The organism is Streptomyces sp. NPDC059371 (genome assembly GCF_042751995.1).
GTDB lineage: Bacteria > Actinomycetota > Actinomycetes > Streptomycetales > Streptomycetaceae > Streptomyces.
The window spans coordinates 49,108-63,764 of sequence record NZ_JBHYXD010000021.1 but is presented as its reverse complement, the minus strand read 5'-3'; the positions used below and the strand labels follow the sequence as shown (position 1 = coordinate 63,764).

Here is a 14,657-nt window from a genome sequence, read left to right as displayed (position 1 = left end):
CGCGCTGCGCCGCGCCGCGCGCGCGGCGCCCCCGCCCCCTGTGCGTGGGGGCGCGCCCCGCCGCCCCCCCGCGCCCCCGCGCCCCGCCCCCCCCCCCCCCGTCCGAGTCAGCCGTCAGCCGCAGCGGTTGGTGTGGCTGAAGTCCACGACCACGCGCTCGGGGCTGTGCAGCTTGAGCACCTTGTACGAGGGCTTGGTCTGGAACGCGGTTCCGAAGGAGACGACTCCTTCGAAGTCCCCGGTCAGCGCCAGGCCCTTCAGCTTGTACAACGGGATCTTCACCAGTTTGGGCCCCCGGTACACGGAGTTGCCCGCGCTGTTGTGCGCGACCGCGGGAGAGAGCCTGATGTTCAGGAAGTACTTCCCCGCGAGCGGGACCTTCCTGCCGGAAGGGTCGTAGCGGAGGGTGCTGACCCGGCTCACGGCGACGGACGGAGTCCCGCCCTGGATGTCGATGACGAGCCGGTCGTAGGTGCAGTGCCCGGCCCAGCGGGCATTGACCACACGGGCGGGTGACGTAGGCGTGGCGGCCGCCTTCGGCGTGGCGGCCACGGAGGCGGGGATCGTGGCGCCGACGGCGGCGAGAACGGTGCCGGCGACAATGGCTGCGCGGGATGGGTGATGATGCATGACGCCCCCAGTTGCTCCTGGTGAAGGGGACACACTATTTCACTAGCGTAGACATCTTCACGGGCTGAACGGTTGCACTGCCGGAGATTTGTTGTGGGCGTTCGCCCTCCGGCCCGGCGACCAAGATCACGCCCCGGCGGCCGCCGCGCGCACGGCCGCGTGCACGGCCCTCGCGAGACGGGCACCCCACAGGGAGCGGGGCCCGGCAAAGGCGTGCGCCTCTTCCCCGGGACGCGGGGTACGGGCCGCGACGCACACGGCGTCGGTGGGCGTGCCGGAGCAGTCGTACCCGGCGTCGAGCAGAGCCTGCACCTTGGCTTCCGTGACCGTGCTCACCGCGTTGACCAGAGCGGCGTCACCGAGTGCCACGGGAAGCGCGGCGACGATGTTGATCGTGCCCGGCGCCGCGGGATGGTGGAGGGTTTCGGCGGGGGCGGCGGCCCAGCCCCGTACCCCCAGTCCGGCCGTCACGACCGCCTCCACGCCGCTGTCGTGGGCGTCGGCGTACCGGGTGACGTCGGCGGCCGTCATCAGCCCGACCCCCGGCCCCCGCGCGCCGACGGCACGGGCCAGTTCGGCGAGGTGCCGGGACGGGTCGGTGCGCCGGTAGCCGTGGGAGACCTGAGCGTTCAGGACCCACTCGCGTTCCGCGATGCCGCCGCCCAGGACCGCGCTGCTGACCATCCGCCATCCGGCGCCCGCCCGCCAGAAGAGTGCGTTCAACTCCTCGCCGTCCTCGACGCGGGTGAGCCGCTGCACGCGGATGAGACCGGCCACGGGTCGCGGCGGCGGGACGACTGCGGTCACCGGGCGGAACTCCTTGCGAGGGGGAACGGGTTGATCGTACGCGTGGCCACCCTCCTAAGACGCTGTCGCCGTGGCCGGCGAGGACTCCGCCGCGTCGCAAGTGCCGTGCTCACAGGACCCGGCGGGCCAACACCTCCCCCCGTGGCGAGGGCGGTGGCCAGCAGTCCCACGGCGCCGCGCCACCCGGGCGACGGATCTACGGATCTACGGATCTACGGATCTACGGATCTACGGATGAGTGTCACGATCTCTCCCTCTTCGCCTGGCGCGGACACCCGGGCCACGGTGAGCGCGGGCATGCGGCGGCACACCCGTCCGCCGGCCGCGGTCGGGTCAGGTGAGCCACGGCCGGCGGATCACTGTCGACGGTAGGAGAGCCGCACACCGCTCGTCAGGCGGTGATCGATCCACTGGCGGAAAGGATCATTGATGACCACGGCGGGAGAGAACCCGCACACTGCCGGACCAGGAAGTTCGCCACTCGCTCCTGAGGAACCGGAGGGCGCGAAGACCGCCGAACGCGCCTGAATCAGCGCGCGCCGCCGGGGTCGGATGCCTGGCAGCCGAGCGCGTCACGGCTAGGGTGCATCTCTGACGTACCGTCACGAAAGGATCTTCCGTGGGCTCTCGTCTCAATCCCTACATCAGCTTCTCCGGTGACGCCAGGCAGGCCCTGACCTTCTATCAGGAGGTCTTCGGCGGTGAGCTGGCGCTCAACGAGTTCGGCGCCTTCGGTTCCGAGGCGCCGCCCGGATTCGCCGACAAGATCATGCACGGCATGCTGGAGGCCCCCAACGGCTTCACCATCATGGGCGCGGATGTCCCGCCGGGGATGGAACGCACAGCGGGCAACAACTTCGCCGTGAGTCTGAGCGGCGACGACGCCGAGGACCTGCGCGGCTACTGGGCCAAGCTGTCCGCCGACGGCAAGGTGTCGGTCCCGCTGGAGAAGCAGATGTGGGGCGACACATTCGGCATGTGCACGGACCGGTTCGGCGTCGAGTGGATGGTCAACATCACCGCTGCTCCCTCGGCCTGAGTCGTCCGGAGGCCACTACCCGGCCCGTCCGGGTCTCGCCGGAGTGCCCGGCGCGGCAAGCGACCGCCGTGCCGGGCGGCCGGGGCCCTCCCACCCCGAGCGGACCAGAGTCAACCGGAGTGCAGGACCCGGAACTGATCAAGGTCGGTCCCGTCCCTCTGCACGACCTGGACCGGCGCCCACGACCACTGCCAGACGCTGATGCCCGGCACGCGGGAGAACCGGATCCGCCCGCGGGTCCCCTCGACGTCGACACCGGGCCAGGACGCGGCGATGTCCGCCCGGTCCGTGCCCTGGGAGCGCAGGATGTCCGCGAGGACGGTGACCGTGTCGTAGCCCTCGAAGGCGACGAAGGAGGGCGCCCGGCCCAGCCCTTCTCGCAAAGCCGTCTCGACGCGCGCGCCGAGGGGACTCAGACGCTCCGGCAGGTAGCGCAGGAACGGGACGCCGATTCCGTCGGCGCCCGACCGCGTGACCCATTCGGTGAACTCCGGCTGCCCGGCCGGGGCGCCGATCATCATCCCGGGCAGCCGCTCGTCGCGGCGGACCGCCTCGACGATGGACACGGCGGGCTCCGGATGCCCGACCAGGAGAAGCAGTGCCGTCGATCCATGACCGACGAGTTCGTCGCACACGGCCGCGGGAGTCAGCGCGCGCATGTCGAGCTCGACGACGGAACCGCCTTGTGGGGCAAGGCTGTTGCGCAGGATGCCGGCCCCGGACGCCCAGTAGACACTCGGTTCGGCCGCCACGGCGATGCGGCTGTGGCCCGCGTCGAGGAGGAAGTCCGCGTAGATCCTCCAGCCGTGGGACTGCGCCGGGGCGAGCCGCGCGACCCATGGCGTCGGCTGCTCGGTCAGCGTGTCGAGAACCGCCGACGAACAGAGGAACGGCACACCGAGGGCATCGGCACTCGTGGCGACGGCACGCGCGACGACGCTGTGATACTCCCCCGCCAGGGCGGCCACGCCCAGCTCGGCGAGTTCGTCAACGGCCGCGGCGGCCTTGCGCGGGTCGGCCGCGGTGTCCCGTACGACCAGTTCGAGGGGTCTCCCGGCGATCCCGCCGGTGCCGTTGACCTCACGAACGGCCAGTTCGAGTCCGACGAGCAGATGGCGGCCCGCCTCCACCCAGCCGGGCCGGGTCAGAGGTACGAGAGCGCCGATCCGGACGGGTCGTCGCTCGGTCCGCGTCGCCGCGGGCGGCGCTTCTGCTGGGGACACGGGCGGTGTCGGCGGCGGCTGCATCTGTCGGTACCCCCTGTGGACCATGTTCTGCGGTGCGTGGGCGTCAGGTCGGGCCGTCGAAGGCGGCCGGCCGCGGAGCGGTGTGGTGCCGCCCCGCGACCGGACCTGGGTCGCTCCAGGAGGTTACTTGCACTCCTACTGATAGGTGACGGTGATCGGGGCGCGCACGCTGCGGCGGGGCAGCGTGATCGTCAGCACCTTCGAGCCGGCGTCCCAGTGGTAGGCCTGCGGGGACAGGTTCACGCCGGTCGCCGAGACCTTGGTGGGTGCGTGCGCCGCCATGAGGGCGATCGTCCAGCGGCGGTTCTTGACCTGGCCGGAGAAGGAGCCTCGTGCCGGACCGATCGACACCGTGTGACGCTGCCCCTTCTGCCGGTACCGGATCGTCGTCGTGGCGCTCCCACCCTTGTGCGTGGTGACTCGGGTGGTGACGCCGTCGTCCTCGTACAGGTGGAGCGACCCGGCGTGACCGGCGGCGATGGTGAGCGTGACGTCGGTCAGCGCGTTCCTGTCGTTGCCGGTCACGTCGTGGGTACGGGTGGCCAGGATGCCGCCCGCCTTGACGAAGACCGGCATCGAGTCCAGACCGGTGGTGACGTCCCGGGTGCCCCCACCGGTGTAGGTCTCACCGGTGAAGTAGTTCGTCCACTGGCCGGGCGGGAGCCACACCGAGGTGGTGGCGGAGGTTCCCGGCGTGGTCACAGGGGCGACCAGGATGTCGGAGCCGTAGAAGTACTCGCTGCCGGCGGTGGCGTACGCCTGGGGTTCGTCGGGGTACTCCAGGTAGGTGGGGCGGACGATGGGCACGCCGGTGCGGTTCGCCTCCTCGGCGAGCGTGTACGTGTAAGGCACCAGGTTCTCGCGGAGGTTGAGGAATGTGTCGGCCGACTGCCGTGCCGCGGAGCCGTATTGCCAGGGCAGCCGGTCACTGTGGTTGCTGTGCAGCCTGTCGACGGGCTGGAACGTACCGAACTGGACCCAGCGGGCGTACAGGTCGTCGGGGAGTTTGTGCGTGGTGCGGCTCTGCCCGCCCTCGGTGTACTTCTCCGAACCGGTCAGCCCTGTCGTGTCGTTGTGCCCGCCGATGTCGTGCGTGATGGCCGCCATGCCGGTCGCGGCGGACTCCCCGGGGGTGTAGCCGACCTCGAACTTCAACGCGCCCCAGGTCGAGGAGGTGTCACCGGTGAAGTGGACGGTGCTGCGTTTGTCGGCCCACGGCCCGGTCGGCAGCCCCTGCTGGCCGCTGTACCCGGCCGCCTGCAACGAGCCGTAGGCGCGGGAGAGGACGAAGCCGCGGCCGAGGTTCGCGGAACTGGCGGTGGCGTACTGCTGGTTGATCCACGCGTCGGGTGTGACGCCCCGCAGCGACGACTGCGAGGCGTCGCAGCACCAGTCGAGCCACCAGAAGTCGTTGCCCTGCCGGTCCATGGTCCGGTGCAGGTCCATGTACGCCTTGAGCTGGTCCGGGTCGCCGAAGTCGAACGTGTAGCAGTTGTTCTCGACGGCGGCACCCGAGGCGCAACCCCCCTTGGTCAGCTTGCCCTTGGCCGTGGCCTGCGCCTGGGCGAACTGGGGATCGGACGCGAGGATGCTGGGGTGGACGTTGAGTGTGTTGTGCAGTCCTTGCGAAGCGGACCAGTCGAAGAAGCCCTGGGGGTCGGGGAACTTCGCGGGGTCCATCTCCCAACCGCTCCAGGTGTTCACGGCCTTGAAGTCCGTGTCGGTCACCAGGACGTCCAGCGGTGTTCCTTCGGCGCGGAACGCCGGGAGGATGGTGTTCTCGTAGTCCGCCGCGGTGCGGTCGATGTACTCCGAGTACCAGACGCCGTAGGCCCATTGCGGCAGGAGTGCGGGTGGGCCGGTCAGCGCGGCCAGGTCGGTGAGTCCCCGCTTGTAGTCGTGTCCGTAGCCGAAGACGTAGCCGTCCTGGTAGGGCGTGCCGCCGTGGTCGGGGCGGGGGGTCGCCCGGTGAGCGGCGGCGTCGTACACCGCTGACGACGTGTCGTCGAGGAGGTACCAGCCGTCCCGGTTGAGCAGACCGGGCGTGGTGGGTACGGATTTCTCGTTGCCGGTCACGCCGTCGAGGCCTCGGCGGTATCCGCCGAGCGCGATGTGCGGCGGGGGCGCGGTCGTGCCGGAGGCGGCCACCGAGACGGTGTCCGCGTTGATGTGACAGCTCGCCGTGCCGGGGCAGTTGAGGGTGATGTCGTCGGTCCCCGCGGTGAGCGTGACGGGCACCGAGACCGTCTGCCAGTCGTCCCAGTCCTTCGTCGTCGGGAACGTCAGGGTGGTGCTGGTGCCGGCGGCGGACACGGTGGCGGTGCGCTGCTGGTGGAGGCCGTCGCCGCCGACGCCGTTGGCGTACCGGACCCGGAGGGTGTGGACGCCGCCGGCGGGCACGCCGACCACGTGGGTCGTGAGACTCGATCCCTGGTGGAGGTCGCCGATGAAGCCACCGCCCGCGTATCCCTGGTGGTCGGTGGCGGTGATCGCCGTACCGCCGATACGTCCGGCTTCGGCCTCGCAGCTCGTGCCGTACGCGCAGTCCAGGATCGCGGTGCTGGAGACGGGCGGGTAGCTGTCGCCGGGACGGACGAGGGCGACGCTGTCGACGTTGACATCGCCGGAGTCCGCGGCGGTCCTGGTCAGCGCGAGGGTGTGGTGACCGGCGCCCAGCGGGACGCTCGCCGACGTGGTGTTCCAGGTGTCCCAGTTCGCCGTGACCGGCAGGGAGATCGTCTGCGGCGCACCGCCGTCGACGGTGAGTGTGAGCGTACGGGTGCGGGTCTGACCGTCTCCGCCACGGGAGTTGGCGTAGCTCAGGTCGAACTGATAGGTCCCGGCGTCCTTGACATCGATGTCAGCGGATGCCGAGCTGCCGGTGCCCTCGAATCCGGCGGCGAATCCGCTCCCGGTGTGGCCGACGTGGTCCGAGGCGACGGAAGCCCCGTCGAGACGCAGGCTCTCGGCCTCGCACAGGGCGCCGAGCGCGCACGTCAGGCGCTGCCAGGGAGCGGCGGTCACGGGGGTGCCGCCCGCCACCGACTGCGTCGAGAGGTTCTGGGCGGTGAAGGGGCCTGAGCCGACCTTGTAGCGCAGGCTCATCGCGCTCGTCCTGATCGTGAGCCAGCCGTCGGATGTGGTCGCGCTGTACGCGGCCGGCTCGAACCCGTCGCGGCCGATCGCGTTGAACGTCGGTGCGTCGGTGAACTTCTGATCGCCCGCGTATTCGGTACGGATCAGCGTGGGCGAGAGGATTTCGAAGCGGGCGTTCCCCGAGGAGACGACCGGGACGCGCAGGGTGTGCGCGTCACCGGCGGCCGGTAAGTCGGCGCCGGTCAGTGTCATGGCGGCGGACACGGCGAGCGCGGCGGCGACGCCCACCCGCCGTCGTACCAGTCTCAGCCGTCGCCTTCTCGACGCCCTCGACGCCTTCGCGGTCTCTGATGTCCTTGACGCGGTCGTCATACGCGCATCCGTTCTGCTCTCAGCAGGGAGGCTCGCCCCCCTGTGCCGGTCGAGACCCGGAGATGCCGTGCCGCTCGCGAGCAGTGTTCGGGCTGCGGCATCCTCCGGCGGTGCGGGAGTGCGGCGGTGCGGCGGTGCGGCGGTGCGGCGGTGCGGAATGGCACAGGTCTTGGACCCGCACCCGAGGAGATCAACCCTGGGAATCAGAGCATGTCTGTTCTCACGGTGTCCATAGAGCCTCCCGCGGAGTTGTCGACCGAAACGCGTTTCCCGCAGCGTTGGCATAAGCCTCCGTCTCAGGGTTTTCGCGGGTTTGTCGCGTCGGGGTAGCGGCGGGCGCGGGCCCAGGCTAGTTGTTCGGCCGCGCTGTTCAGCAAGGTGTCGAGGACGACGGGGTAGGCGCTGTGGGTCATCCGCCCGGCCAGGAGCCGCGCGGTGGCCGCGATGTGCGGGTGGGTGTCCGCGGGCAGTTCGGCGTACGTGGACTGCCACATCTCCTCGTCCGCCACGCGGGCCTCGTCCGTCAGCGCCAGCGACCCGGCGTCCAGGGCCGCGAAGGCCAGGGTGAGGTCGATGAACGCGTGGTAGACGACGACCGCGTCCACGTCCGGGAAGCCCGCGCCGCGCAGGATCCCCAGGATCGTCTCGTCCACCGCGATCTCCCGCGGCCGGCCGGTGACCCGGCTGGCGGTCAGCACGGCGGCCTGGGGATGGGCGAGGTAGGAGGCGTGAATGGCCCGGCCGAGCGCGCGCAGGTCGGCCCGCCACTCCCCGGTGGCCGTCCAGGTGTCCAGCGCCCGCCCCGTCAGCTCCTCGCCGATGGCCCTGGTCAGGTCGTCCAGTCCGGCGAAGTAGCGGTAGAGGGTGCTCGGGTCGGCACCCAGTGCCGTACCGAGTCTGCGCGCCGTCAGTCCGGTGCTGCCGTGCTCCCGCAGCATCCGCAACGCCGTCTGCACGATCAGTTTCTCGGACAGCACCGTGCCCTGCCGGGTCGGCCGGCGTCTGCGCCGCTCCGTCTCCGGCACCACCTGCTTCGCCATGCCGACCCTCCCTGCTCACCGCGCGCCGACGATCCTTATGCCAACATTATTGACCTTAACCGAGGACATCCCGTTGCATCTGTCCAGCCCGGAGGCGTTCGTCTCCGGCGACGAAAGGTGTGTGACATGCGAGTACTTCTCGTGGGCGCGGGCGGCGTGGGCACCGCCGTCACTCGGATCGCGGCCCGCCGTGACTTCCTGACCCACATGGTCGTCGCTGACTACGACCTCGCCCGCGCCGAGGCGGCCGTGGCGGCGCTCAAGGAGCACGGGGGCCGGTTCAGCGCACTGCGCCTGGACGCCACCGACGAGGACGCGGTACGCCGTGCGCTCACCGAGGAGAGGTGCGACGCGCTCCTCAACGCGACCGATCCGCGGTTCGTGATGCCTCTGTTCAACGCGGCCCGCGCCGCGGGAACGCACTACCTCGACATGGCGATGTCCCTGTCCGCGCCGCACGCCACTGACCCGCACGAGCAGTGCGGTGTCAAGCTCGGCGACGCCCAGTTCGAACAGGCCGACGCCTGGGAGCGCTCCGGACGGCTGGCTCTGGTCGGCATGGGCGTGGAGCCGGGCCTGTCGGACGTCTTCGCCCGGTACGCGGCCGACGAACTCTTCGACGAGATCGAGGAGATCGGTGTCCGCGACGGCGCCGACCTCACGGTCGAGGGCTATGACTTCGCCCCGTCCTTCAGCATCTGGACCACCATCGAGGAGTGCCTCAATCCCCCGGTGGTCTACGAGAAGGACCGCGGCTGGTTCACCACGGCCCCCTTCAGTGAGCCGGAGGTCTTCGACTTCCCCGAGGGCATCGGTCCGGTGGAGTGCGTCAACGTCGAGCACGAGGAGGTCCTGCTCATCCCCCGCTGGGTCGACGCCCGCCGGGTGACGTTCAAGTACGGCCTCGGCGACGACTTCATCGCCAAGCTGAAGACCCTCCACGAGCTCGGTCTGGACTCCACCAAGAAGGTCACCGTCCCCTCGGAGAACGGACCTGTGGAGGTCTCTCCGCGCGATGTGGTCGCCGCCTGTCTGCCCGACCCGGCCACGCTGGGCGACCGCATGACCGGCAAGACCTGTGCGGGGACCTGGGTCAAGGGGACCAAGGACGGCTCGGCCCGCGAGGTCTACCTGTACCACGTCGTCGACAACCAGTGGTCCATGCGCGAGTACGGATCCCAGGCGGTGGTGTGGCAGACCGCGATCAACCCTGTCATCGCCCTCGAACTCATCGCGGGCGGAGCCTGGTCGGCCAGTGGCGTCCTCGGCCCGGAGGCCCTGCCGCCCCGCCCCTTCCTCGACCTGCTCAACGAGTACGGCTCGCCGTGGGGCCTGCGCGAGGAGGGCTGAGGTTCCGGGCGTGGTCCACGGCACACGGCGAGGGCGTCGGCACCGCCGGAAGGTGCGGTATGAAGTCTGCTGTGCATGATCAGACTCCACCCGCGACCGTCCGCGTGTTCATCGCCCTCGCCCCGCCCGACCACGCGAAGGAAGAGCTGGCCCGGGAGCTGCTCCCCGCCTACGGCACCCACCCTCACATGCGGTGGAACCGCATCGAGGACTGGCACATCACCCTGGCGTTCCTGGGGGAGCTGCCGGTCGGGACGATTCCTCTCCTGCGGCCGCCTCTCGCCGGCCTCGCGGCGGCCCGCCGGCCCCCGTCCCTGGCACTGCGCGGGAGCGGCCACTTCGACGACCGTGTGCTGTGGAGCGGAATCGACGGAGACCTCGACGAACTGCACGTGCTCGCCACGGATGTGCGGACGACCGTGAAGGACTGCGGGGTCGTCTTCGAGGAACGGCCCTTCCGCCCCCATCTGACGCTGGCCCGCGCCCGCAGAGGAGACCGGTCCTCGACGGGCGAGATCGCCCAGACACTCGCCGGGTTCACCGGCCGCGAGTGGCGTGCCGAACGTCTGCACCTGGTCGGCAGCAACGTCGGCCGCAGCAGCGGACCGATCCACTACCGCGACATCGAATCGTGGCCCCTCGGCGACGGGAACTCCCCCGACTCCTGAGTGGCCGACTCCTGAGCGACGGGCCCCCTCATTCGTCGGAGTCCGGTTTGTCACGGGCCGCCGCGTAGGCCTGCGCCGGAGTCATGGGGACTCCATTGAGGCTGACCGTCTTGAAGGGGCTGACCGTCGCACAGGTCTTGGCCTCGTCGGCGGTGGAGGCGTGGGCGTCGGCGACCGCGTTCTTGCCGTCGTCCGAGGCGGACGACGACGATCCGCCGGGGTAGGTGGTTCCGCTGGGCCAGTCGCCGCCGACCACCAGGACCAGGCCCGGGCTCGTGCCCTGCTTCAGATGCGAGGCGGACAGCCCGAGGGCCTTGGCGGCCGTCTGGGCCTCGCCCTTCTGACCGGTGCCGTAGGTGAGGGTCGTGGTGGTGGCCGAGACCGGGGCGTTGGTGGTGGTCGTCTCCGGGCTGAAGCCCTTCCCCGTGAGCGCGGCCGCGACGACGGAGGCTCGGCCGGTGATCCCCGTGCCGTTCTCCACGGTCACGGCGACCTGCGAGGCGGGCACGGCCGAGGCGCCGGGCTTCTTGGTCGCGGAGGCCGCCGCGGACTTCTTGCCCGACGCGGTGGTCAGCGACTTGTCGTCGGCGATCGTCGCGAAAAGGCTCTTCGCGCCCGCCCCCACCACGACACGGTTCTTGTCGAGCGGGTCGGGGGCCGTCTGCATCGTCGTGAACGTCATCCGCTTCGTCGGGACCTTGTCCAGGTCCGAGGCGAGCCCGATCAGCTTCTTCACGGTGCCCAGGCCTTCGTCCACGGTCAGCGCCTTGGTGGCGGCGTCGGCGAGGTGGTACACGGCGCTGGGGTCGGTGAGGGTGCCCGCGCTCTTGAAGTTGCGGATCATCGCGCTGAGGAAGATGTGCTGGGAGACGGTACGGCCCAGGTCGCTGCCGTCGCCGAAGCCGTGCCGGGAACGGACGAACTGGAGCGCCGCGACGCCCTGGAGCGTGTGGCTGCCCTTGGACAGTTTCAGATGCGAGTAGGTGTCGTACACGTTGTCGCTGACGCACACGGAGACGCCGCCGACGGCGTCGGACATCTTGACCACACCGGAGAAGTCGAGTTTGACGAAGTGGCTGATCGGGATGCCGGTGAGCTGGTGGACCGTGGCCACCTGGCAGGCCGGGCCGTACTGCAGCGCGCTGTTGATCTGGCCGTAGTAGCCGGCCGTCGACTTTCCGGTCTCGCTGTCCTTGCAGGCCGGGACACGGGTCATGGTGTCGCGCGGGATGCTCATCACGGTCGCGTTGGAGCGGTCGGCGGACACGTGCACCACCATCTGCACATCGGCGTTGCTGCCGGTCTGCACCCCGGTCCGGGCGCAGCCGCCGCCGAGCTTGCAGTCCGCCTTGCTCGTCCGGCCGTCCGAGCCCATCACCAGGATGTCGATCGGGGTACGGCCGAAGGCGTCCGCCTTCTCCGTGCCGCCCTTGCCGTCCAGGGGGAGGGTGTCGATATTGCCGTTCAGGTGCTCGTAGAACCACCAGCCGACGCCCGCCGTGCCCAGCACGAGAAGCGCGACACATATCCCGGCGGTCCTCAGCACCCGCCTGCCGCGCCCCCGGTGCGCCCGCTTGCCGCCGTGTGAGCGGGTGGTGCCTCTGGACGTGAACCGGTCGCCCGGGAGTCCGGTCCCGTCAGTCCGCGTGGTGCGCTGTCCTGGCACCTGGGACGTCCGGTTGCGTGTCGCCTGGCCGCCCGAGCCGTCCCGCGGGTCGCTCATCTCCCACTCCCATGAACAGTCGGGCCCGTCAGCCCCGTCCCTCAGAGGTACGGCGGCCGGTACTGCGGTCTACGGGCGGATGAAGCGGGCTTCTATCCGGGTTGCGTAGTTGCGCAATCTAACAAAGTGACGGCCCGGTCGGCAGGAAACCTCCGGCGTTTCACGCGTGAGGCATCTCATGTCACCGGTGGGACGCCTGATGGAACCTTCTCCTGAAGGGAGACGTCGGATCGGGCCTTTCCGTTCCGCGGCTGCCCAGGGATCCGGCCACGCGGGGGCCGGCGAGCAGCCGCGGAAGCGTGCTCCTTCCGCAACCGGACGGTGGCCGCACTCATCGCGAGCGCGCGGTGAGCTGCCGGATCATCACCCGCACCACGGTGACGATGTCGGGGTCGTCGACGTAGTAGACCTGCCGTCGGCCCTCGCGGCGGGACCGCACGAGACCGGCCAGCTTCAGCTTGGCCAGATGCTGGCTGACCGCCGGAAGCGCGCCGCCGACCCGGTCGGCGAGACGCGTGACGTCACATTCGCCCTGCGACAGCGCCCACATCAGGTGCAGCCGGGCCGAGGAGGCGAGCAGCCCGAACGCGGCGGCCGCGTCGGCGAGAACCTCGGCGGAAGGATCCTCGACACCACCGGCGTTCCCGGTCACAGCCTTCACCCGCTCACTTCACGGCCTCACTCGTGCGCCGCCCCAGTCTAGGTCCGGGGACCCGGTGAGCTCCCGAAGGTTCGCCAGCGCGGTGCCTCGTCGTCGGGAACGTCCGGGGAAGCGAAGTGGAACGGCACCCCCAGGAAGTCCGCCAGTGCCCGGCCCGCCTCCGTGGCGGCCGTGCCCGGCCGGGGCCCGCCGCGCCGTTGATGGACGATCGCCAGGTGTCCGTCCCCGGCCGGGTCGTCCAGGACCGCGACGAGCACCACGAACCAGTCGTGCACGGTGTCGCCGTCCCACAGTGCCTCGACCGCGGCGATCCTGCCCGGAAAGGCCGCGGCACGGGCCGCGAGCGAGGGGAGGTCGAGGGGGTCGGGCGGTCGGTACCGTACGCGGTCACCGAGGGCCTCGTACCGCGCGTGCACCACCTGTTCCGCCTCGGGCAGGCCCAGCCCCAGCGGGCGCAGCGCCACCCACACGTCCTTCACCGCCGCGATCCGGCGATCGCGCAGCACGTTCGCGTCGACGTCCTGGCGGGTCCGTTCCTCCAGGTAGGGCCACCAGCCGCTCATCGGGGCTCGGGGCGGGGTGCGGTGGCGTGCGCCAGGGACGTCATGGACCGAATGTACGGCAGGCCACCTTGGCGGAATCCGCGAGCGCTCGCCGCCGGACCATGGCCCGGAGTGATTCCGTCGGCGGCGAAAACGCCTGGCGATCCGTCAGGCGATCGGGCAGGGTCGAGATGATGAGTGATGAGCACGAGATGGTGTACGCCCGCATCGAGTCCCTGGAAGGTCTGCTGCAACGGGGGCGCGGCCTCGGCGCGGTGCGGGCGCTCCGGGACCCGCAGGAAGCCGCCGCGTTCGTGTACGACGGCATCCGCCGTGACTGGCGCTGGGACGACGTCGACGACCGCTGCCTGTATCTGGCCCGGCTCGTCCGCGATCTGGGCCTGTCCCTCACCCCGGTCGTGCGCCAGCTCGCGGGAGACGAGGAGACCTGTCTACGGGCCTGTGACGTCCTCGAACTGCTGGCCCTCTCGGGTTCGGAAGCGGCCAGGGAAGCGCTGCGTACGTACATCCGCGAAGGCGCGCACTGGGCCCGCGTCCTGGAGTCGGTCTCGATCGGCTGGCCGACCGAGTGGTGGGACGACCTCGGTGACATCGCCCGCGCCCGGATCGGCGAGGAACCGGAACTGCCGTGGTTTTTCGAACCGTGGACCCGGTTCGGGATCGAGGTACGGAACCGCCCGCCCGTTTCCCGGCCGACCCTGGACGGACTCGGCACCGGCGAACTGCTCACCCTGCTCCGCGACGAACGCACCGCGGACGAGGCCAAGTTCGACGCGCTGCGCGCGCTGAACCGCAGGGAGCCCGACGAGAGACTGCTCCCGCTGGTTCCCTCACTGGGCACCACGGACGGCCGTCGGCCCCTGCCGTTGCTCAGGCGCGCGGTCGAACGCCTCGACACCCTCGCCGTACCGGCAGCGCGTGGCTGGGCGAAGGACCGCCGTCCGTGGCTGGCCGAGCTCGGAGCGGACGTCCTGGCCGACCATCCTTCCCCCGAGGACCTGCCGAAGCTCGTACGAGAACTGGCCGGGCAGTGGTCGGCGCCCGCTTGGTGCGGCCCCGACCGGACGGCCCGGCGCCTGGCCCTTCTCGGTCCCGACGCCGCCGAAGCGCTGCCCTACCTGCGGCGCTTCTGGCTCCACACCCCGCACTCGTACGAGCGGACCGCGTATCTGAAGGCCCTGGCCGCCATCGACCGGGGCGGCCTGGACCACGCCTGGTCCGAGTCCCTCTGGGACTGCGAGGAGACGGCACGACTGACCGCGATCGCGTCGGCGCCGGCCGTTCCGGAGACGCTGGAGCGGATCGCTGCCCTGCGCGACGACCCGATGGAGACGCCCGAGGTACGGGCCGCGGCGCGAGAACGTCTGACGTCCACCGAGTCCGCGGACGGCATCGGCGCCCGTACGGGGACTGGCCTGGGCCCGAGCATGAGCACGCGCACGGTCTGACCCGGCCGCCGGC

General features: G+C 70.7%; 12 protein-coding genes. 4 read left to right on the top strand and 8 right to left on the bottom strand.

Annotation, left to right across the window (positions count from 1 at the left end):
• Window positions 1-114: 114 nt before the first annotated feature.
• Together ACFXGX_RS15125 and ACFXGX_RS15120 are read right to left on the bottom strand one after the other, a co-directional pair.
• Window positions 115-630, bottom strand: a complete 516-nt coding sequence (locus ACFXGX_RS15125) for a hypothetical protein (protein ID WP_384790118.1) — start codon at window positions 628-630, stop codon at window positions 115-117.
• A gap of 126 nt (window positions 631-756) precedes the next feature.
• A complete protein-coding gene (locus ACFXGX_RS15120; protein ID WP_384790115.1) occupies window positions 757-1,437 on the bottom strand; it encodes an adenosylcobinamide amidohydrolase in 681 nt (226 codons plus the stop codon).
• A gap of 619 nt (window positions 1,438-2,056) precedes the next feature.
• Here ACFXGX_RS15120 and ACFXGX_RS15115 point away from each other — a divergent pair.
• On the top strand, window positions 2,057-2,476 hold the full coding sequence (locus tag ACFXGX_RS15115; RefSeq protein WP_384790112.1) for a VOC family protein: 420 nt from the start codon (window positions 2,057-2,059) through the stop codon (window positions 2,474-2,476).
• Window positions 2,477-2,586: 110 nt separating this feature from the next.
• Here ACFXGX_RS15115 and ACFXGX_RS15110 read toward each other — a convergent pair whose 3' ends face one another.
• The 3 genes from ACFXGX_RS15110 to ACFXGX_RS15100 form a co-directional block, all read right to left on the bottom strand.
• A complete protein-coding gene (locus ACFXGX_RS15110; RefSeq protein ID WP_384790109.1) occupies window positions 2,587-3,723 on the bottom strand; it encodes an ABC transporter substrate-binding protein in 1,137 nt (378 codons plus the stop codon).
• A gap of 135 nt (window positions 3,724-3,858) precedes the next feature.
• The gene (locus tag ACFXGX_RS15105; protein ID WP_384790226.1) at window positions 3,859-7,071 is read right to left on the bottom strand and encodes a TIM-barrel domain-containing protein; all 3,213 of its coding nucleotides are present in this window, start codon (window positions 7,069-7,071) and stop codon (window positions 3,859-3,861) included.
• 416 nt (window positions 7,072-7,487) lie between these two features.
• Window positions 7,488-8,231 carry a TetR/AcrR family transcriptional regulator gene (locus ACFXGX_RS15100; RefSeq protein ID WP_384790106.1) on the bottom strand — a complete coding sequence of 248 codons (744 nt, stop codon included), beginning with the start codon at window positions 8,229-8,231 and terminating at the stop codon, window positions 7,488-7,490.
• Window positions 8,232-8,357: 126 nt separating this feature from the next.
• Here ACFXGX_RS15100 and ACFXGX_RS15095 point away from each other — a divergent pair, with 126 nt between their 5' ends.
• Together ACFXGX_RS15095 and thpR are read left to right on the top strand one after the other, a co-directional pair.
• Window positions 8,358-9,581, top strand: coding sequence for a saccharopine dehydrogenase family protein (locus ACFXGX_RS15095; protein ID WP_384790103.1), 1,224 nt, complete (start codon window positions 8,358-8,360; stop codon window positions 9,579-9,581).
• Between the two features lie 71 nt (window positions 9,582-9,652).
• The gene (gene thpR / locus ACFXGX_RS15090; RefSeq protein WP_384790100.1) at window positions 9,653-10,249 is read left to right on the top strand and encodes an RNA 2',3'-cyclic phosphodiesterase; all 597 of its coding nucleotides are present in this window, start codon (window positions 9,653-9,655) and stop codon (window positions 10,247-10,249) included.
• A gap of 28 nt (window positions 10,250-10,277) precedes the next feature.
• Here the strand turns inward: thpR and ACFXGX_RS15085 are convergent, their stop codons facing one another.
• The 3 genes from ACFXGX_RS15085 to ACFXGX_RS15075 form a co-directional block, all read right to left on the bottom strand.
• Window positions 10,278-11,972 carry an LCP family protein gene (locus ACFXGX_RS15085; RefSeq protein WP_384790097.1) on the bottom strand — a complete coding sequence of 565 codons (1,695 nt, stop codon included), beginning with the start codon at window positions 11,970-11,972 and terminating at the stop codon, window positions 10,278-10,280.
• A 331-nt stretch (window positions 11,973-12,303) separates the two neighbouring features.
• On the bottom strand, window positions 12,304-12,624 hold the full coding sequence (locus ACFXGX_RS15080) for an ArsR/SmtB family transcription factor (protein ID WP_384790095.1): 321 nt from the start codon (window positions 12,622-12,624) through the stop codon (window positions 12,304-12,306).
• 47 nt (window positions 12,625-12,671) lie between these two features.
• Window positions 12,672-13,196, bottom strand: a complete 525-nt coding sequence (locus ACFXGX_RS15075) for a hypothetical protein (protein WP_384790093.1) — start codon at window positions 13,194-13,196, stop codon at window positions 12,672-12,674.
• Window positions 13,197-13,369: 173 nt separating this feature from the next.
• On the opposite strand from ACFXGX_RS15075, the gene ACFXGX_RS15070 reads away from it, so the two are divergent.
• Window positions 13,370-14,644, top strand: a complete 1,275-nt coding sequence (locus ACFXGX_RS15070) for a hypothetical protein (protein ID WP_384790091.1) — start codon at window positions 13,370-13,372, stop codon at window positions 14,642-14,644.
• The last annotated feature ends 13 nt before the right edge of the window (window positions 14,645-14,657 follow it).